The 19,798-nt window shown below is 62.5% G+C and carries 15 protein-coding genes; 8 read left to right on the forward strand and 7 right to left on the reverse strand.

Annotated elements, in window-relative coordinates; all coding sequences use genetic code 11:
• Nucleotides 1-96: 96 nt before the first annotated feature.
• Nucleotides 97-1,158, reverse strand: coding sequence for a recombinase RecA (gene recA / locus KY459_03505; protein ID MBW3563771.1), 1,062 nt, complete (start codon nt 1,156-1,158; stop codon nt 97-99).
• 205 nt (nt 1,159-1,363) lie between these two features.
• Here recA and KY459_03510 point away from each other — a divergent pair, with 205 nt between their 5' ends.
• Complete coding sequence (locus KY459_03510) at nt 1,364-1,939, forward strand: DNA-3-methyladenine glycosylase I (protein ID MBW3563772.1); 576 nt, start codon at nt 1,364-1,366, stop codon at nt 1,937-1,939.
• A complete protein-coding gene (locus tag KY459_03515) occupies nt 1,936-3,939 on the forward strand; it encodes a thioredoxin domain-containing protein (protein MBW3563773.1) in 2,004 nt (667 codons plus the stop codon). Before KY459_03510 ends, KY459_03515 begins: the two co-directional genes overlap by 4 nt.
• Nucleotides 3,940-3,942: 3 nt before the next feature.
• Here KY459_03515 and KY459_03520 read toward each other — a convergent pair whose 3' ends face one another.
• On the reverse strand, nt 3,943-4,614 hold the full coding sequence (locus KY459_03520; GenBank protein MBW3563774.1) for a transglycosylase SLT domain-containing protein: 672 nt from the start codon (nt 4,612-4,614) through the stop codon (nt 3,943-3,945).
• 80 nt (nt 4,615-4,694) lie between these two features.
• Between KY459_03520 and KY459_03525 the strand changes: the two genes are divergently transcribed.
• Complete coding sequence (locus tag KY459_03525; GenBank protein MBW3563775.1) at nt 4,695-6,368, forward strand: amidohydrolase; 1,674 nt, start codon at nt 4,695-4,697, stop codon at nt 6,366-6,368.
• Between the two features lie 203 nt (nt 6,369-6,571).
• Here KY459_03525 and KY459_03530 read toward each other — a convergent pair whose 3' ends face one another.
• Nucleotides 6,572-6,784, reverse strand: a complete 213-nt coding sequence (locus tag KY459_03530; GenBank protein ID MBW3563776.1) for a DUF2283 domain-containing protein — start codon at nt 6,782-6,784, stop codon at nt 6,572-6,574.
• Nucleotides 6,781-7,029 carry a DUF4258 domain-containing protein gene (locus tag KY459_03535; GenBank protein MBW3563777.1) on the reverse strand — a complete coding sequence of 83 codons (249 nt, stop codon included), beginning with the start codon at nt 7,027-7,029 and terminating at the stop codon, nt 6,781-6,783. Before KY459_03535 ends, KY459_03530 begins: the two co-directional genes overlap by 4 nt.
• A gap of 349 nt (nt 7,030-7,378) precedes the next feature.
• Here KY459_03535 and KY459_03540 point away from each other — a divergent pair, with 349 nt between their 5' ends.
• A complete protein-coding gene (locus KY459_03540) occupies nt 7,379-8,020 on the forward strand; it encodes a DinB family protein (protein ID MBW3563778.1) in 642 nt (213 codons plus the stop codon).
• A gap of 93 nt (nt 8,021-8,113) precedes the next feature.
• On the opposite strand, the gene KY459_03545 is transcribed toward KY459_03540, so the two are convergent.
• Entirely contained in the window at nt 8,114-8,890 is a 777-nt protein-coding gene (locus tag KY459_03545; protein MBW3563779.1) for a hypothetical protein, read from the reverse strand.
• 231 nt (nt 8,891-9,121) lie between these two features.
• On the opposite strand from KY459_03545, the gene KY459_03550 reads away from it, so the two are divergent.
• Nucleotides 9,122-11,563 (forward strand): protein kinase, encoded by a 2,442-nt coding sequence (locus tag KY459_03550; GenBank protein ID MBW3563780.1) that lies wholly within the window; start codon nt 9,122-9,124, stop codon nt 11,561-11,563.
• A 55-nt stretch (nt 11,564-11,618) separates the two neighbouring features.
• On the opposite strand, the gene ahcY is transcribed toward KY459_03550, so the two are convergent.
• Nucleotides 11,619-13,124, reverse strand: coding sequence for an adenosylhomocysteinase (gene ahcY, locus KY459_03555; GenBank protein ID MBW3563781.1), 1,506 nt, complete (start codon nt 13,122-13,124; stop codon nt 11,619-11,621).
• A gap of 113 nt (nt 13,125-13,237) precedes the next feature.
• Here ahcY and KY459_03560 point away from each other — a divergent pair, with 113 nt between their 5' ends.
• The gene (locus KY459_03560; protein ID MBW3563782.1) at nt 13,238-14,647 is read left to right on the forward strand and encodes a TIGR00366 family protein; all 1,410 of its coding nucleotides are present in this window, start codon (nt 13,238-13,240) and stop codon (nt 14,645-14,647) included.
• 44 nt (nt 14,648-14,691) lie between these two features.
• Here the strand turns inward: KY459_03560 and KY459_03565 are convergent, their stop codons facing one another.
• A complete protein-coding gene (locus tag KY459_03565; protein ID MBW3563783.1) occupies nt 14,692-18,597 on the reverse strand; it encodes a carboxypeptidase-like regulatory domain-containing protein in 3,906 nt (1,301 codons plus the stop codon).
• Between the two features lie 93 nt (nt 18,598-18,690).
• Here KY459_03565 and KY459_03570 point away from each other — a divergent pair, with 93 nt between their 5' ends.
• The gene (locus KY459_03570) at nt 18,691-19,269 is read left to right on the forward strand and encodes a protease complex subunit PrcB family protein (protein MBW3563784.1); all 579 of its coding nucleotides are present in this window, start codon (nt 18,691-18,693) and stop codon (nt 19,267-19,269) included.
• Nucleotides 19,257-19,787, forward strand: coding sequence for a DinB family protein (locus KY459_03575; GenBank protein ID MBW3563785.1), 531 nt, complete (start codon nt 19,257-19,259; stop codon nt 19,785-19,787). The genes KY459_03570 and KY459_03575 overlap by 13 nt, the downstream gene beginning before the upstream one ends.
• The last annotated feature ends 11 nt before the right edge of the window (nt 19,788-19,798 follow it).

Raw genomic sequence — 19,798 nt, forward strand, 5'->3', positions numbered from 1 at the left:
GCTGACGCCGCTTCACCCCCGGCTACTTTATGCCGCGCCTCCGGCGCTGGATCATGGCCCGTGAGCCGGCAGCGACCCACGAGCGCTGCGATCGGATTACTTGCTCGATGCTTCCTTCTCCGGGGCCTCGTCGCCGCCCTCGATCACCTTCAGGCCGGGCCCGCCGATCCCGAGGCTCTCGCGGATCTTCTTCTCGAGCTCGGATGAGAGATCGGGGTTCTCGCGAATGAAGATCTTCGAGTTCTCCCGACCCTGACCGAGGCGGACATCGCCGTACGAGAACCAGGAGCCGGACTTCTGGACGAGCTTCTGTTCGAGCCCGAGGTCGATCAGCTCCCCTTCCTTCGAGCTTCCTTCGCCGTAGTTGATGTCGAACTCCGCCTGCCGGAAGGGAGCGGCGCACTTGTTTTTGACGACCTTGACCTTGACTCGCGATCCGGTGATCGTGTCGCCTTCCTTGATCGAAGAGATCCGGCGGATGTCGAGCCGCACCGACGAGTAGAACTTCAGCGCGCGGCCGCCGGTGGTCGTCTCGGGACTGCCGAACATGACGCCGATCTTCTCCCTGATCTGGTTGATGAAGATGAGGACGGTGCGCGATTTCGCTACGATCGCCGTCAGTTTGCGAAGCGCCTGCGACATCAGTCTCGCCTGAAGGCCGACGTGACTGTCGCCCATCTCGCCTTCGAGCTCGGCCCGCGGAACCAGCGCGGCGACCGAATCGATGACGATGACGTCGATCGCTCCGGATCGCACGAGCATTTCCGCAATCTCGAGCGCCTGCTCTCCGCTGTCGGGTTGCGAGACGAGAAGATTGTCGACGTCGACTCCGAGTTTGGCGGCGTATTCGGCGTCGAGCGCGTGCTCCGCATCGATGAAGGCGGCGAGTCCGCCACCTTTCTGCGCCTCGGCGACGACCTGCAGCGACAGCGTCGTCTTTCCGGATGACTCCGGCCCGTAAATCTCGACGATTCGACCGCGCGGAACACCGCCGATCCCGAGGGCGGCGTCCACCCCGATCGATCCGGTCGAGATCGAGCTGATCGAAAGCGTCTCCTGCTGTCCCAGACGCATGATCGCTCCCTTGCCGAACTGCCGCTCGATCTGAGAGAGTGCGCCCTCGACGGCTTTGAGTTTTTCGCTTTGTGAAGATGCCATTGAAATTCTCCTGTAAGGTTCTGTATCGAAAGTTTGCGTCAACGGATCGAGTCGTGAGAGCTGACTCGGGCTGTGCGTGTGACGCACGGCGGATCGAACCGATCCGAGTTTAGAGAGGGCGATCCGAAAGCGTCAAGAAACTGGCCAATATGCATTGGTTATGGTAACAAATTCTACGATCGTTAGAGTCCGTTATGATCATCAAATGTCGAAAATGAAGCGTTGCGCCTGGCCTCTGAAGGGAGATGACGCGTATCTCCGCTACCACGACGAAGAGTGGGGGGTGCCGCTGCGCGACGATCCCGGACAGTTCGAGTTCCTCACGCTCGAGAGTGCGCAGGCAGGCCTGAGCTGGGCGACGGTTCTCCGGAAGCGGGAAGGCTATCGAAAGAACTTCGCCGGTTTCGACCCCGAGAAGGTCGCGCGCTTCACCGACAACCGCATCGAAAAGATTCTTCTCGACCCGGCCATCATCCGGAATCGTGCGAAGGTTCGGGCAGCCGTGTCGAACGCGGCGCGGTTTCTCGAGATCGCCGAGGAATTCGGTACGTTCTCCGACTACATCTGGAGCTTCGTCGATGGAAAACCGAGGGTGAACCGGTGGAAACGCGACGCGGACGTTCCGGCCACATCGCCCGAGTCCGATGCACTGAGCGCCGATCTCAAACAGCGCGGGTTCAAATTCGTCGGCAGCACGGTGATGTATGCGCACATGCAGGCGACCGGTCTCGTGAACGATCACATCGTGAGCTGCTTCCGGCATCGCGAGGTGCAGTCATGAGTAAGGAAGCGGGCAACCGGCTCGCTGGCGAGACGTCCCCCTACCTCCTTCAGCACGCCGGAAATCCCGTCGACTGGTATCCGTGGGGCGAAGAGGCCTTCGAGGCGGCGCGTGCAGCGAACCGGCCGGTCTTTCTGTCGATCGGGTACTCGGCGTGTCACTGGTGCCATGTGATGGCGCACGAGTCGTTCGAGGACGAACGGATCGCCGCTCTTCTCAACGAGAACTTCGTATCGATCAAGGTCGACCGTGAGGAGCGGCCCGAGATCGACGCGATCTACATGCAGGCGGTTCAGATGATGACGGGCCACGGGGGATGGCCGATGTCGGTCTTTCTGACTCCCGATGGCCGGCCGTTTTTCGCCGGGACCTATTTCCCGCCGACCGACCAGCGCGGAATGCCGGGATTCGATCGGATTCTCGAGCACGTGAGCCGGATCTGGTCCGAGCGTCGTGATGCGGTCGACGAAGTTGCTTCGGAGGTTCGCGACGCGATCCGGGCGTCATCGAAGGCGAAGGAGGGAGCTCTGGCGGTCGAGGCGGAAAGGCTAACGGCCGCGGCATGGGCGAGCGTTTCACAGTTCGATTCGACGTGGGGCGGCTTCGGGTCGGCGCCGAAATTCCCGCAGGCGATGCATCTCTCCTGGCTGTTGAAGGTCGCGCGCCGAACCACCGCTCCGGAGCTGGCCGCGATGGTGACGACGACCCTCGACCGGATGGCCGAAGGTGGAATCTACGATCATCTCGGCGGCGGATTCGCCAGATACTCGGTCGACAGGGAGTGGCGTGTGCCCCACTTCGAGAAGATGCTCTACGACAATGCGCTTCTCTCCAGCGTCTACACCGAGGCGTGGCAGTACTCGGGAGAACGCCGCTACGAGCGGGTCGTCCACGAGACTCTGGAGTTCGTGAAACGAGAGATGACCTCGCCGGAGGGGGGCTTTTATTCGGCTCTCGATGCCGACTCCGAGGGGGAGGAGGGGAAGTTCTACGTATGGACGCGGGACGAGATCATCGAACTGCTCGGCGACGATCGCGGGCAGCGCTTCGCGGATCTTTACGACGTCACCGGCGAGGGCAACTTCGAGCATGGGAAATCGGTTCTCCGGTTGCCGCGCGACGGCCAGGCACCGGACGGCGAATGGCTCGAGGAAGCGCGCGCGCAACTCCTGGCGGAACGGGAAAAGCGAGTCCGTCCCGGCCGCGACGACAAGGTGATCGCCGCGTGGAACGGATGGATGCTCGCCGCCTGGTCCGAAGCGGCCGTTGCGTTCCGGCGTCCTGAGTACCTCGAGGTCGCGAAGAGATCCGCCGGCTTTCTTCTGGAACACCTGGTGTCGGACGACGGCCGCGTGATGAGGATCTGGAAGGACGGCCGAGTCCGGTTCGAGGGGATTCTGGAGGATCATGCAGGAGTTGGTTGGGGGTTGGTCGCCGCATTCGAGGCAACCCAGGATCGGCGCTATCTCGACGCGGCGAGGAAGATCGGCGAAGTGATCCTCGAGCGGTTCAGTAGTGAGGATGGTCCGTTCTGGGACACGGCTGCCGATCATGAATCGCTCATAGCGAGACCTCGTGACACGTTCGATTCCGCGACCCCGTCGGGCAATTCGCTCGCAGTTCGTCTCCTGCAGAAGCTCGCCGCATATTTCGACGCGCCGCGATTCGAGGAAGCCGCGGACCGGGCGATGCTTGCGCTGATGCCGGTCGCTCTGCATTATCCGAACGGCTACGGATTTCTGCTGAGCGCGGCGGAATGGCATCTGAGCCGTCCAGTCGAGATCGCCATCACTGGCGAAGCCGGGGAGAGTAAAGAAGCCTTCTGGCGCGCCGTCGGCGAGAGCTATGTACCGCACAGGATCATCGCCGACTCGAGGGCGGGTGCACTACCGCTGCTGGAAGGCAAGCCGTCCGATGAAGCAGCGGTCTGGCTCTGCAGGAACTACACGTGTGAGGCGCCGATCGAGGATCCCGACGAGGTCAGGAAGAAGCTGGCCTGAAGATCAGCTGCTGATCTTGAGCGCCCGTTCGTAGTCGCCCTTGACGTTGCGCACGTAATTGACGGTCTCGCTGTATGGCGGGATGCCTCGATATCGCTCGACCGCCCCTGGGCCGGCGTTGTAGGCCGCGAGGGTCAGCTCGAGGTCGCCGCCGAATGACTCGAGAAGCATCCGGAGATACCGGACGCCCCCGTCAATATTCTGCTCGACGTCGAAGATGTCCTCGACTCCGAGAAACTTCGCTGTGGCCGGCATCAACTGCATGATTCCGCACGCGCCCGCCGTGGAGACGGTGTCCGGTTTGAAGGAAGATTCACGGAAGGCGACGGCGGTCACGAGGCGAGGGTCGACGCCATGTTCTCTCGATGCGTCGCGGATGGCTTTCGCGATGTCCGCGGGCGCCTTGGTCTGAACTTCGGCGTTCCCGTTGTAGACGACGGTGCCGTAGCTGCGGAACCGGATCGAGCGGGAGGCGGCGATTCTGGTGAGCTGGCGCTCGATGTGACCGTCGACCTCGTACGCCCTGACGCTCTCCTTATCGTTGGTGAGGACGACACGCCCGTTGGATCGAAGGCCCGCACCTTTTGCCTCTGAAGCCGTGAAGATACGCTGCCCCTCGGCGGACCCTGCTGCGAGGGTCGCGATGGCGAGCGTGGTCAGGAACAGTGGGCGCATGGTGACTCGGTCTCCGGATTGAATATGATGGCAGCTCGATCGACACTCGGCAAGTCGAAAATATTCTCGAGGAGGGCTGGATGCTCCGGAAAACTACTCTCATCGCAGCACTTGTGGCGCTGGCCGCTGCCTGCGTCACTCCGGGCTCCGACGTGAGACAGGTGGACGAAATCAACCAGACGGAGAGCTACGACCTCCTCGTGAAGAACGCAACGATCGTTCAGGGCGCCGCCCTGCCCGTGATCCGGAACGGCTTTCTCGGGGTCCGTGATGGGCGCGTGGCCTTCGTGGGGAGCTCGGAGGTCAGCGGGGAATCGACGCTCGACGCGGGCGGAAACGTCGTGCTTCCCGGCCTGATCGACGCGCATGCGCACATCGCGGGTCTCGGAGCGGCTCTCGATTCGGTCGATCTCGTAGGAACGGAGTCGTGGGAGGAAGTGATCGACCGGCTTCGGGCGGAAGCCGACCGCAGGCCGGATGGTGAATGGATCACCGGTCGGGGCTGGGATCAGAACGACTGGCCGGTCCAGGAGTTTCCGAATGCACGCGAGCTCGACGAGGCAATTCCCGATCATCCGGTCGTGATCACCCGCGTCGACGGCCATGCGCTGGTTGCAAATGCGGAGGCGCGACGGCTCGCCGGTGTGACCGAGCTCACGCAATCTCCCGACGGAGGAATGATTCTTCGGGACGCCGAGGGGAGGCAGACCGGCGTGTTCGTGGACAACGCGATGGGTCTGGTCCGGGGAGCGATTCCGGAGGCCTCGAGAGAAGTGAGGAAGAGACGTCTGCAGGAGGCAGCACTCGAGATTGCCCGGCATGGGATCACCGGAATGCACGATGCGGGAACCGACGGCGAGACGATCGAGCTGCTGCGGGAGCTCGACCGGGAGTCGAACCTCGCCATCCGCGTCTACGTCATGCTCACCGACAGCGAGCCGCTCCTCGAGACGTGGTTCTCGAAGGGACCACTGATCGACGACGGGCGGGTCACCGTCAGATCGGTCAAGCTCTATGCCGATGGGGCGCTCGGAAGCCGGGGGGCCGCTCTTCTGGAGCCGTACTCGGACGCGGATCACACCGGGTTGCTGACCACCTCGCGCGACCACATGGAAGAGGTGGCGAGACGAGCGAAGGCTGCGGGATTTCAGGTCGGCGCGCATGCGATCGGCGACGCGGGCGTGCGAACGGTGATCGAAGCGTTCGATCGCGCCGGAGTCGAGCCGCGTGACCGCTTCAGGATCGAGCATCTCCAGGTGATGGCGCTCGAGGACATCGGGCGGATTGCGGATCTCGGTCTGATCGCGTCGATGCAGCCGACGCACGCAACTTCCGACATGCCGTGGGCGGAGGCGCGAGTCGGTCCGGAGAGAATCGAAGGGGCGTATGCGTGGCGGAAGGTTCTCGATCGTGGCATTCCCCTCGCGCTCGGCTCCGACTTCCCGGTCGAGGAGGTGAGTCCGTTTCTGGGGCTGTACGCCGCGATCACGAGGCAGGATCTGGAGGGGCACCCGCCGGGTGGCTGGTATCCGGAGGAGAGACTGACGAGGCGGGAGGCGCTCGAAGGGTTTACCGAGGGCGCGGCCTTCGCGGCGTTCCAGGAAGACGAGCTCGGTACGCTCGAGCCGGGGAAACTGGCGGATTTCATCATCGTCGACCGCAACCCTCTCGAGGTCGATCCGGGCGAAGTTCCGGCGACTCGGGTTCTTTACACCGTGGTCGGCGGACGGGTCGAGGTCGTGGGCGGGAAGTGAACTTTCGCGTGAGACCTGGTCGATGGACGGCGCTCAGTTTCCGTCCACGCCTCCGCGACTTGTTTCACGTTCTTCGAGAACGTGCCGAATTCGCTCAGCTGGAACGGCGGGCGGCCGATCGAACGTACCGCGTGACCCGGATGAGTTGACGATCAGGCGGGTCGACGGGTGGTGCGGGGGCATTGCGAAAACCTTCTCCTTTTTCAGGCGACATCCGGGACGGACTCGAACAACAGTCGTCGAATATCGGTCTCCGGCGCCCGCTTGGACAAATACAGCATTTCGATCCCCACGACACGGTCCTGTTCGTCGTAATCCACGACGATGCCGGGCGAGACTTCCTCAGAACGGGCCGATGGTGCTTCACTCAACGTCAGGTAAAGCGCGTCGGCCTGCTGGTCCACTTTCAACTTCATGGGAGTGTCCTCCTTCGATCAAAGAATATCGTCACGATGTGTGGCGGTGTTCTCTTCCCGTTCACGACAACGCGCAATACACGGTTTCCAAACTCCGGAATGCGTGTCAGGCGATGCTCCAGGTCTGAATCCACCGGATCGGTTTCGGTCGTCTCCGGTGCGCTGAATGCCTGTTCCACCCAGGCGATCTGGATTTGGCGCTTCTCCAACGCGTCCCGGGCATGTTCCGTCAAAACGTAGTCCACGTGCCGGTCACTCCAGCTTCGATATTTTCATGCCCCGACCATGGTTCTTCCGTCGTGCGATCTCGTCGCTTTCATCAGCCTGCTTCATCGTTAGTCTCGACGGCCGAAGATCGATTCTACGTCACATGGAGCGTAGCTCATCCGGCTGCAAATCCCGAGTCCAGAAGTAAACCACAAAGCGAAGATCTGAACCGTCGGCGTCCGGTTGACCCTGGCAACCCCCTCATCCCGTATCCACGCTCCGTGGGTACGAAGTTTGGGCAACAGCCCGGTGATTTCGCCGGAGGTGCCATAGCTGATGCGCTGCCGGCAGGGTTTCTCGATTAAACTCGATGGTCTGGAGGACGCCATGAAAATCCGGTCCCTGTTTCTGATTCTGCTCCTGTCGTGCGTCGCGCTGATCGGCTGCCGCAGTTCGAGCTCCACGATGGACGCTTCAACCAGTTCAACGTTCAGTCCGCGCGAGCGGGCCGAGCTCGACGCTTACCTCGATCAGACCCGCGACATGTTTCTCAGGTCGGTCCAGGGGCTGACGGAAGAGCAGATTCATTGGAAGCCGTCTTCCGAGCGTTGGTCGATTGCGCAGGTTGCCGAGCACATTGCGGCGTCGGAGTCGATGATACGAGGTGCCATCGAAGGAGCGCTGGCGGCACCCGCATCGGCCGACATGCTCGTCGATGCGCAGAAAGAGACGATGATTCGGCAGATGGTGACGGACCGTTCGCAAACGTTCAATGCGCCCGAGCCACTTCAGCCGACCAATCGATACGGCAACTTCAGCGACACGATCGACGTTTTCAGAACCGAGCGGATGAAGACCGAGAGGCTGGCCCACGACGGCGGGAACCTGCGGCTCTACGCGGCCGAACATCCCGCCGGTGGCCCCGTCGATGCGGTCGGCTGGTTCTACTTTCTTTCGGGTCACACCGAACGGCACACGAAACAGATCGAAGAGCTGAAAGCGAGGCCCGACTTTCCGCGCGGCAGCTAGTGAGAGCTTAGAGGCGAAAGGCGCGACGAGGCCGGCGAACTACCGGGCCTCGAAGCGTCCCTTCGAATCAGGGAACAGGTGTGGCGTGTGAGCTCATCGTGGGGTCAGAACTGTGACGAATTGATTGTCGTTGGAGGTGGTGCTCACGAAGGCCCAGAGACCGACGCTCTCCTCCCCACTGATTTCGACTCTCAGCTGGTCCCATCCCTCCAGCTCCTGCAGAGCCGGGAGTGATATCTGGGCATAACCTGGGGTGTGGAACGGGTCGAGCGGAACAGGCGTCAACGTTACCGGGAAGTCAGTCAGAAGAACATCGGTGTCGTCATCGTTCAATTCGCGGTTGGGCAGGATTGCGTAGACCTTCACACGCGCCGATGTCGTCACCCCTCGTTCGAAGGTGTAGATCCTCAGCATCGATCGAAAGCCGTCACCGTTCCTGATGTCGGTGATTCCGAAGGGTTCGTGGAAAACATCGTCCTCATACACCACCGGGATTGATGTTCCCCATGTTTCCTTCTCACGGGAGAGGTCTCTCACGCGGAGGTTGATGTCGATGTTTTCGATGGCGTCGCAACCGAGGACCGTCAGATACTCATCATGGAAGCTGGGAATCGCGGTGCTGCCGGGCTCGACGGTAGCAGTTGGACACGGCGGAAGCCCGCAATCCCTGAAGATCCCGCCGACGAAGACCGGCTCCTCTCCGCGATTCGAAATCGTCAGGTAGGTTTGCCAGATCGAGCCGAAAGCTCCTGGTACCCCATCGGCGATGACAGGTACGAGAATTCGCTGCTCGCACGGAGCGTCCTGTGCGCCGGCCGTAACAGCCAGCGAAAAGATTACTGCGATGATTGTCAACCGTTGTTGCTTCATTTCATCCTCTCAGTCGTTGAGTTGATCCCCGCCGCGATATGCGCGAGAATCCCGAACCTCCCAATACAGAGGCGTAGCAGGGGCCTGCGGTGCGTCGAGTACGCCTCCGATACATCTACCGATTTTGGGAACATGGTGACGAGAAAGAAGCGGGGCGACGTAGAATTCCGGCCACCGGCCACCGAAAACCGGCAACCGAAACAGGTACCATCTGCCGGGTGTGAGGCGGGCATGAGAAAGATCTCCCATTATCGGATCCTCGACAAGCTGGGCGCCGGAGGAATGGGCGAGGTCTATCTCGCTGAAGATCTTTCGCTCGGACGAAAGGTGGCGATCAAGGTCCTTCCGGAACAGTTCACGCAGGATCGTTCCCGCCTCGAGAGGTTCGAGCGGGAGGCGCGTGCGGTCTCCGCGCTCAATCACCCGAACGTCCTGACCATCTTCGAGATCGGCGAATACGAGGGAGAGCACTTTCTCGCGGTCGAGTACATCGACGGAGAAACGCTGCGGGAGCGGATTCGTCGAGGTCCGATGACCGTCGGTGAGGTGATCGAGGTCGCGAGCGGGATCGCCGCCGCTCTCGCCGAAGCGCATACGGCCGGCGTGATCCACCGGGACATCAAGCCGGAAAACGTCATGATCCGGCGCGATGGGCTGGTCAAGGTGCTCGACTTCGGTCTCGCCAAGCGAGCGGAGAGCGTGGATCCGGGCGCGCCGACGGTCGTGCGGGCGACTGCCCCGGGGACGATCATGGGCACGGTCACGTACATGTCGCCCGAACAGGCGCGAGGACTCGAGGTCGACGCCAGAACCGACCTCTTCAGCCTCGGTGCGGTCCTCTACGAGATGCTCACCGGGCGGACACCGTTCGCGGGGAAGACCAATACGGACGTTCTCGCCGCCATCATCGGTTCCGAGCCACTGCCGATTTCACGTTTCGCCGGCGACGCACCACGTGAAGTTCACTGGATCACTCAAAAGGCGCTGCACAAGGAGCGGGACGAGCGGTACCAATCCGCGAAGGAGATGCTGGCGGATCTTCGTCGTGTGAAGCGGGACGTCGAGTCGGGCGTCCCGGCCGCCGGAGATCCCGCAGCGGCGTCCACGATCGCGTCGGACGACAGGGTGTCGGGCTCACCGACCGATCCCGCGACGACCGTCTCGAGCGCAGAGTACGTGATGTCAGGCATCCGGAAGCACAGAACCGCTTTCGCGATAGTCATCGTTGCCGTCGTTTCGGCGATTCTGATCGCAGGACTTTTCTCGCTCCGGTCGACGCCGATCGATTCCGTGGCGGTGCTTCCGTTCGAGTATGCGGAGGGGGATCCGGACTCGGAGTATCTGGCGGACGGTCTGACCGAGAGTCTGATCAACAGCCTATCGGAGATCGACGGACTGAGGGTCGTGCCGAGAAGTCTGGTCTTCGCGTACAAGGGATCGCCCCAATCGATCGAGGAGATCGCCTCGGATCTCGGGGCGCGGGCGGTGGTGACCGGTCGCATTCTGAAAAACGGCGAGCGGGTTGACGTTCAGGTCGATCTGGTCGACGTCGAATCGAGCGCGCAGCTATGGGGTGACCGGTTTGCCGGCAATGAATCAGACGTGATGGAGGTGCACCGTCGGATCACGCAGGCGATCTCGGGACGAATCCGCCCCGCGATGGACGAGTCGGAGCGAAGCCGCGTCGAGAAGGCCTACGCCGGCGATCCGGAGGCATACGACCTTTATCTCAGAGGACTGTATCTCTGGAATCAACGCACTCCCGACGACATCATGCGATCGATCGATCTGTATCGGGAGGCGCTCGATCGCGATCCGACATTTGCGGAGGCCTGGGCGGCGCTCTCGAATGCCTACACGATTCTGCCGACCTACAGGCTGATGAGCCCCAACGAAGCCTTTCCGAAGTCGAAGGAAGCGGCCCGGCGCGCTCTCGAGCTCGATCCGGACCTCGCACCACCCTACGCGGCGCTCGCAGCGGCGCTTTTCGAGCATGACTACAATCCGGCCGAGGCGGAAAGGCACTATCGCCGGGCGATCGAGCTCGATCCCGACTATCCTGCCGCGCGCTACTGGTACTCGGAGTTTCTGGTGGCGATGGGGAGGCCACGCGAAGCCCTCGACCAGGCGTTGGCCGCTCGGAAGGCAGATCCGCTCTCGATCGCGGCGGCTCAGACCGTTGTCGGAGCCTACATCGCACTGGGTGATTTCGAGAAGGCATGGGACGCGATTCGCGTATCGGAGCAGATCGATCCCGACTTCCCCAATCTTTATCTGATGCGCGGCATCGTTCTGTTCAATCAGGGCCGCGAGGAGGAAGCCGCAGATCAAATGGAAGAGTTCGCCGCCGCGACTGGTGATCTCCCAGCGGCGGTCTGGGCACATCAACTTCGAGGCGAACGAGCCGAGGCGCTGCGGCTCGCGCGCGAGCTCGAGCAGCGGGCACTGGCCGGGGACTCTCCGGCGTACGGCGTTGCCATGAGCTTCGCCGCCCTCGGAATGTACGAGGATGCGATGAATTGGCTCGAGCGAGCATACGCGAACCGTGAAACCTGGCACCTCATGTTCATTGGACGCGACACGCTGTTTGCGCCGATGTATGACGATCCGCGCTTTCAGGAGCTGATTCGGAAGCTGAGGCTGCCGCCGCCGACTATCTGGTCCACCGAGTAAACGAAAAAGGCCGCGCTCGAGAGCGCGGCCCGGACTGGAGTTGCGATTCCGAAGGTCAGTAGCGGTAATGCTCGGGCTTGTAGGGACCCTCGACGGGAATCCCGAGATAGTCGGCCTGGCTCTTCGTCAGCTCGGTGAGATTGACACCGAGGTGTCCGAGGTGGAGGCGTGCGACTTCCTCGTCGAGATGTTTCGGCAGGATGTAGACCTTCTTCTCGTACTCACCGGCGTTCTGCCAGAGCTCGAGCTGCGCGAGGACCTGGTTGGTGAACGATGCGGACATCACGAAGCTCGGATGCCCCGTCGCGCAGCCGAGATTCAGCAGGCGTCCCTCAGCCAGGATCAGAATGCTGTCGCCGTCCTCGAACACCCACTCGTCGAACTGCGGCTTGATGTTGACACGCTTCACGCCCTTCACCTTCTTCAGCCCGGCCATGTCGATCTCGTTGTCGAAATGCCCGATGTTGCCGACGATCGCCTTGTTCTTCATCCGCTGCATGTGTGAAGCCGTGATCACGTCCTTGTTCCCGGTCGCAGTGATGAAGATGTCGGCGGTTTCGACGACGTTGTCGAGAGTGTCGACTTCGTAGCCTTCCATCGCGGCCTGGAGCGCGCAAATCGGATCGATCTCGGTGACGATGACGCGCGCGCCCTGGCCACGAAGTGCCTGAGCGCATCCTTTGCCGACCTCGCCGAACCCGGCGACGACTGCGACCTTGCCGCCGATCATGACGTCCGAGGCGCGGTTGATCCCGTCGATGACCGAATGCCGGCAACCATAGATGTTGTCGAACTTGCTCTTGGTGACCGAGTCGTTGACGTTGATCGCGGGAAACATCAGCTGCCCCGCTTCCATCATCTGGTAGAGCCGGTGGACTCCCGTGGTCGTCTCTTCGCTGACGCCCTTGATCGTCGAAGAAAGCCGGGTCCACTTCTTCGGATCCTTCGTCATCTCGTTCCGGATGAGCTCGAGGATCACGCCCCACTCCTCCGGGTCGTTCTCCGCGTCGAATTCGGGAACATTGCCGTCGGCTTCGTACTCGACTCCCTTGTGAAGAAGGAGGGTTGCGTCTCCGCCGTCATCGACGATCAGCTGCGGACCGGAGCCGTCGGGCCACATCAGAGCCTCGCTCGTGCACCACCAGTACTCTTCGAGCGTCTCCCCCTTCCATGCGTAAACCGGGATGCCTTTGGGATTCTCGGGTGTGCCGCCGCTCTCGGGCCGGCCGACAACGACAGCCGCGGCCGCGTGGTCCTGCGTCGAGAAGATGTTGCACGAGACCCAGCGGACATCGGCACCGAGGTGGGCGAGCGTCTCGATCAGGACGGCCGTCTGAACCGTCATGTGGAGGCTGCCCATGATCCTGGCTCCGGCGAGAGGTCTGGAGTCGCCGTGGCGTTCGCGGAGTGTCATCAGGCCGGGCATCTCGTGCTCGGCGAGTCGGATCTCGTCTCGTCCGAGCTTCGCAAGCTTGAGATCGGCGACCTTCCAGGGTTCGCGTCCCGCTTCGCGGGCAGCGGTGAAGGGATCGGTGGCGGGTTTTGTCGTCGTCGTCGTCATTCAGGGGCTCCTCTTGATGCCGGCCAGCATATCCTCCGGCGGGCGATGGTCCCAACCATCAACATTGGCTCCGGCATCGTATTCCGGGTCCGCGCCCGCGCCGGACCCTTACAATGACCCCGTTGAAAAACGCCCCCGTCACCAGCGGATCGAACCCGCTCTCGCGTCTCGGTCGGAGGATTGCCGATCTGAGTGAGAAGTACTTTCCCGATGCCTTCGTCTTCGCGCTCGCGGTCGTCGTCATCGTGTTCGTCGGCGGGCTCTTCGCGAGGGAGTCGCCGGGAACGCTCACGAGAGCGTTTGGGGACGGATTCTGGCAGCTGATTCCCTTCACGATGCAGATGGTGCTGATCATCGTCGGAGGCTTCGTCGTCGCCAGCTCGAAGCCGTGCGCCCGCCTGATCGCCAGGATTGCCGAGGTGCCTGGGACTCCTCGTGGCGCCGTCGGCTTCACGGCTTTCTTCGCGATGACGACCTCGATGATCTCGTGGGGCTTTTCGCTGATCTTCACGGGATTGCTGGTGCGGTCGATCGTGCGCCGGATGCCGTCGGTCGACTATCGCGCGATCGGTGCCGCCGCATACCTCGGGCTCGGGAGCGTCTGGGCGCTCGGCCTTTCGAGCTCGTCGGCCCTGATGCAGGCGACTCCCGAAGCGATTCCCCCGGCTTTACTGTCGATCACCGGGGTGATTCCGCTCAGCCAGACGATCTTTCTGTGGCAGAACCTCGTTCTCGCGGCCGTCCTGATCATCGCCTCGCTTCTGATCGCCTGGTACTCGTATCCGGCGGAGGGGGAGGCGAGAACCGCCGCTTCGCTCGGAGTTCATCCGGAAGAGGAAGCGCTGGACGAGCCGGAGGAAGCGAGGACCCCGGCCGACCGGCTCGAGACGAGCCCCGTTCTGATGCTCTTCGTCGTTCTGCTGCTCGTCATCTATCTCGCCCAGAAGTTCGTCGAAGAGGGAGCGGTCGCCGCGTTGAATCTGAACACGTTCAATCTGATCTTCATCAGTCTCGGGATGCTGCTGCACTGGCGCCCGCGCTCGTTTCTGAGGGCGGTCGCCCGTTCGGTTCCGGCCACCGCCGGAGTGATCATCCAGTTCCCGTTCTACGCTGGCGTGTTCGGAATGATCGCGAACACGTCGCTCGAGACGAGGCTCTCCGAGTTTTTCGTCGGGATCGCGACGCCGGGCAGCTTCCCGATCGTCGTTGCGGTCTATTCGATGATTCTCGGCGTCTTCATTCCGTCGGGAGGCGGAAAGTGGATTCTCGAGGCTCCCTATCTGATGTCGGCTGCCAACGATCTCGAGGTGCACCTCGGATGGACGGTTCAGGTCTACAACGCAGCGGAGACACTGCCGAATCTGATGAACCCCTTCTGGATGCTGCCGCTGATGGGAATCCTCGGTGTGAAGGCGCGGGACCTCGCGGGGTATTCGATTCTCCAGCTGATCTTTCACATCCCGATCGTGCTGATTCTCTGCTGGCTGTTCGCTTTCACGCTCGGGTACATCCCGCCGATGTAGAAAATCGAAGGTGATGGCCTGCGGAGTGGGCGCTGGCCCCCTGCTCAGATGCCGACGCGGGTCGTCTCGCCGTTGCGAATCGTGAAGGGGACCGATTCCGTTGCCGTTCCGGCGGAATCGAGAATCTCGAGCGTGTAGTCGCCGGGGGCGAGATGATCGAAGCGGTTCTCTCCCGGACGGATCGTGAATTGCGGAGGATATGCGAGCGCTACCTGTCTGCCGGCCGCATCGCGCATTCGAACGCTGACCGGCTCGGAGCGCGTCGAGGTCACGAGCAGATCGCCGCCGGTTCCGAGCGTGATCGTGACCGGCGGACCGGGAATCGAGACGGTTCGAGTCGCTCGTTCCAGGCCACGTGCAGTGACCCATAGGGTGTACGAGCCAGGCGCGGCCTCGATCAGCAGTGTGCCGTCCTCGCGCAGAGGCGGCCTGGCGCGATGGACCTCACGTCCGCTACCGTCATAGAGGACGACCGAACCTGGAACGCTCTGACCGCTGGAGGCGTCGATGACGCGCAGGATGAGATCTCCTGCAGGAGCAAGTCGGAGGACGAGCTCCTGGGCGGCTTCGGTGCGAACGTCCGCGGTGGCCGTGGCCTGTCCGAAGCCGTCTTTTCGGGCGATGACGCTCCACTGACCGGCCGTAACGTCGTCGAATCGGAATCGTCCGTCGACGCCGGTGACCTTCCGCTGGCGCGACATCGGGGCGCTTCCCTCCGAAGCGATCTGAACGTCGGCATTTTCGACGGGTGCTCCGGCCGAGTCGACGACGCGGCCTTCGATCGAGCCACCGCGAATGTCGATGTCGAAGGTCGCGTCGCGCGTGACCTCGTACGTCGTGTTGAACGCTCCCGAGCTCATGTCGAAGACCGAGACGTCGTAGGTCCCTTCGACAAGCCCGCTCACCCGATATTTGCCGCCTGTCTCGATCGGCGAGTTGCCCTGGTTCCGTCCGGCGCGCCCCCGAAAGACGACGACGCCCGAGGTGAGCGGATTACCCCGGCGGGTGACGGTGCCCGATATCGTGAGACCTTCGACGAACCGGAGGTCGACAGACTGCTCGCCGCCATTGACGACCTCGACGGTGACGGGCTCGGAGTATCGCTGGGCCATTCGATCGTTGACCTGTGCCATCACGGTAACTGAGCCGGTTGGGGCGCCTTCGAGCCGGAAGGTTCCATCCATCCGGAGCGGAGTCGTGTTCCCGATCGAGGAGTTTCGCGCCGAAATGGATGTCTTGCTGTAGAAGCTTTCATCGAGTCCGGAGACGCGGCCGACAAGCGTACCGCCGGACTCCATGGTCAGGTCGATCGACTGGTCGCTTCGCATGTCGAGCTCGGCCGTGGCGGTCGCATGGTCTCGATGCATTGCTCTCACCGTGTAGCGACCGGGGGCGAGCCCGTCGATCGAGAAATTGCCGGCCCCATCGGTCGTGATGTCGAACCGGGTGTTTGTCCGCTCGCTGCTCACAGCGTGAACCTGGGCGCCGACGACCGGTCTGCCGTCACTCGTCCGGACTCTTCCGGTGAGCTCGAGTCCGGCTTCGAGTCGCGCGTCGACCGTCTCGCTCTGGTCCTCGATCTGCACGGTGCGTCGCGTGGGCTGAAGCCCGGTTCGGGTGAACGTGATCGTCCTCTCACCCCGCGGTACGTTGGTGAGCTCATATTCCCCGGAAGCATTCGTCGATGCGATCAAAGTCGAGAAGGGATTGAACGAGCCAGGCACGTCTGCCGACACGGAAACGTCCGAAAGAGCCATCCCGTCCGGCCCGGTGACTTTTCCGCTGATCGTCGCACCCTTTTCCAGTCGGATCTCGACCTGTTCCGAGATTTCGTTCTCCTCGATCTCGATTCCGTGAACGGTGCGGGAGATGAACCCGGGTGCCGAGACCGTCACCTTAGCGGTGCCGATTGGGACATCATCCAAAGTGAATCTTCCGTCCTCGGTGATGAAGGAATCGTTCTGTGCACCCGACAGTCTCACCTGGATCTGCCCTCCCCCTGTTTCATCGCGGCCCGCCTGTGCCTGGAAGGATTTGACCGGGGCCCCATCCTCGTCGACGACCTTCCCCGCGAGCGTTCCTGTGGCAGGTAGCCGGATCGTCAGTTCATCGGACGGGAGAGTCACCGTCCGCATCTCCCTGATCGAACGCTCCGGATCGAGCGCGACCAGCATCGTCTGGCCGTGCGGCAGATCCGGCACGGCGAAGGATCCGTCGGGCGCGGTTCGGACGTTGCCGGTATCGGCCCCGGGGACCAGCACCCTTACGTCGGCCACACCCGCGCCTTCCTGCGTGACTACGCGGCCGCGCAGGGTGTGACCCGGGACGAGGCGGATCTCGAGCGGATCGACCCGCGGCACGATCTCGATCGGGGTTTCCTGACCAGCGAATCCATCGGCTTTGAAGGACAGCTTCCAAAGTCCTTCTGCCAGCTGCATCGAGAACGCACCGTCGGCATCCGTGACCAGATTCGATTCGCGGGTAGCAACCCCGCCCGCGAAGCGGCGAATGGTTCTGACTCCTGCGATTCGATTATCGGCCGGAGCCGCTTCGATGACGACGCCGGCGACCGGAACACCCTCCTGATCGATCACGCGGCCTGTCACCTCGATGCCGAGCGGAATGGTGATCCGAAGATCGCGGCGGGTCTCTCCCGGATCGAGCGCCAGTATCGCGGGAGTCGCGGAGGGAAGTCCGAGTTTGCCGCCGGTGATCATCACCTTCGGCCCGGTCGAGACCGTGTTGATCACGAAACGGCCTTCCGGGTCGCTCCATCCGGAAGCCGGGCCTCCGGCCATGAGTCGCATCATCCGGCGCGGTCCGGCCTCTTCCCTGGCGGCGACCACGGAGGCGGCGGCAACTCCTCGTCCCGCCTGGTCGACCACCCACCCCTCCAGAACGGCAGCGCGACCGAGAACGATCGTCGAGACACTGTTCTCACCGCTCTCGAGAGAGGTCGAGTCGAAAACGGATTCGTATGCCGGATGATGGACTCTGAACTGGTAGGAGCCCGGCGGAAGTGCTTCGAAGGTGACCTTCCCTTTGGAGTCGGAGATCCTGGTCGGGTCGGATGACGTGAGCCCCAGGCTGACGATCGCGCCGGCCACGGGCGCACCGCCAGGCCCGGAAGTGAGGGTCAGGCTCATCCTCCCCCCGGAGATCAGAGAGGGGGAGGCGGCGGTCTGACCGCGCCGGATCGAGCCGGTCAGGTTGCCGCTCGTGACCTGCAGCGTCTTCCAGTCCGCGGGAACGAGGGCGGTCCACGATCCGTCGTCGGCGGTTTTCGCGAGTGATATGGGACCGTGCGCGATGACGGCGTCGGCAACCGGTGTCTCGCCGTCGCTCCTGACGATCCTGCCGGAGACTTCGACGAGCGACGGAACATTCACGACCGAGTCCTTCCGAAGCGTGGACGTCCAGATCTGTCCGGAGCGGATGAGGCTCAGCGAGGTACCCTGCCCGATCCAGGCCTCGGGGACTTCGATCGAGAGCTCGGCCGGGATGGTCCGGGTGATCTCGGCACCATTAGCCTCGATCACGCCCCGGGTGCCTTCGAGATCGGATCCGCGGAAACGGACGGTCACCGGATTGTCGACCGCGAGAGGAATGGCGCCCGCATCGCTTCCATTGAACGCGAACGTCGAACTGGGGACGTAACCCTCTTTTCGAACGACCATCGATACGGTCGGGACCTTCGAGTCGAGCTCGAGCGTGAAGCGACCTTTCCTGTCTGTCTCGACGGATGAGAGGGGCTCGCGCACCGTGCCCGCGATTAGTCGCTCGGCCCGATCGATGTTCGATTCCGGAGCATACGCGTGGACGGTGGCCGACGGAAGCGGAATTCCCTCGGTCGTCATCACCACTCCTCGAATTTCGGCCTTGACCGACGGCCCGATGACGAACAGGAAAAATGCTGCCGTCACCACTCTGGCGAGGTTAGAAGAGGTCATACAATCTCCCTGATCATTGGACGAAGTCGCACCGTCGTCGTTTCGATCAATCCCATTCACAGGCAGGCAAAATGTTCCATCACCGGAGGTCGCATGAAGAGAATTGCTTCGTTTTCGATCAGTCTACTACCGCTCGGATGCGTTCTACTACTGCTCGGATGCGTTGCAACCGATGGAGCGGATGGAGGGAGTGATGCCGGGAGTGCCGAAGCGCGAGACGACTCGAACGTCAGGGAGGAGCCAGCGATGAAAGTTCTCGCGACGGGCGTCTATGGAGCGCTCGCCACGGGCAACGTGGAGGAGACCGGGAGACGCGTCCCGTGGATCGAGGTCGCGACAGACCGGACCACTTTCAGACAAATGTGGGCGAGCCACATCGGGTTGGCGGATGTTCCCGAGATCGATTTCGAGTCGAGGATTGCGGTTCTGTTGCTGCTTCCTCTCCAGCGAACGGGGGGTTACGCGATCGAGCCGCATGGAGCGCGCATCGTGGAAGGTGATGTTCTCGAGATCGACGCAACAGTGATCGAGCCAGCGGAGGACGCGATCACGACCCAGGCCTTGACGTCTCCCTTCGCGGTGATCGAAGTGGAGCGGCTTCCTTTTGAACGCGTCGACTGGCTGGGTGAGGGGCGACTCGTCGCTCGAAGGGAGATCGATTGGACCGACTGATCAAGCGCTTCGACAAGCTCGAGCGTGCCCGCGAGGAGACCGCGAGCTGGCTCGATTCACACGAAGATCTCTTTCGTGAGAAGCCGGACGCCCATACATGGTCGTTGGGGCAGGTGGTCGATCACGTGACGATAGCCGAAGCCGGGGCGCTCGAGTACGTCACGTACAAGATGACCGAGGTCGAGAAACTGCGCGCCGCCGGTTTTGGCGCGAGAGTCCGATCGACGATCCTGGCCGCTGCTCTCCGAAGCCCGATGCGATTCAAAGCGCCCGAAGTGGCGGCGACCCCGTCAAACGAGCTCGAGTGGTCGGAAGCGACGGAACGGTGGGAAAACCTTCGGAGTCGCTGGCGCAGTCTGCTGGAGACGTTTCCGGAGGAGCTGGCCGGAACGGCGATCTATCGTCATCCGGTCGCGGGACGGATGACGATCGAGCACGCGCTGAGTTTCATGCAGGAACATCTCGCTCACCATCGCCGGCAGCTCGAACGGATTCATGCACGTCTCCGCTCCCTGTAATCGGCGGCTGC

The organism is Acidobacteriota bacterium, assembly GCA_019347945.1.
Taxonomy (GTDB): Bacteria; Acidobacteriota; Thermoanaerobaculia; order Gp7-AA8; family JAHWKK01; genus JAHWKK01.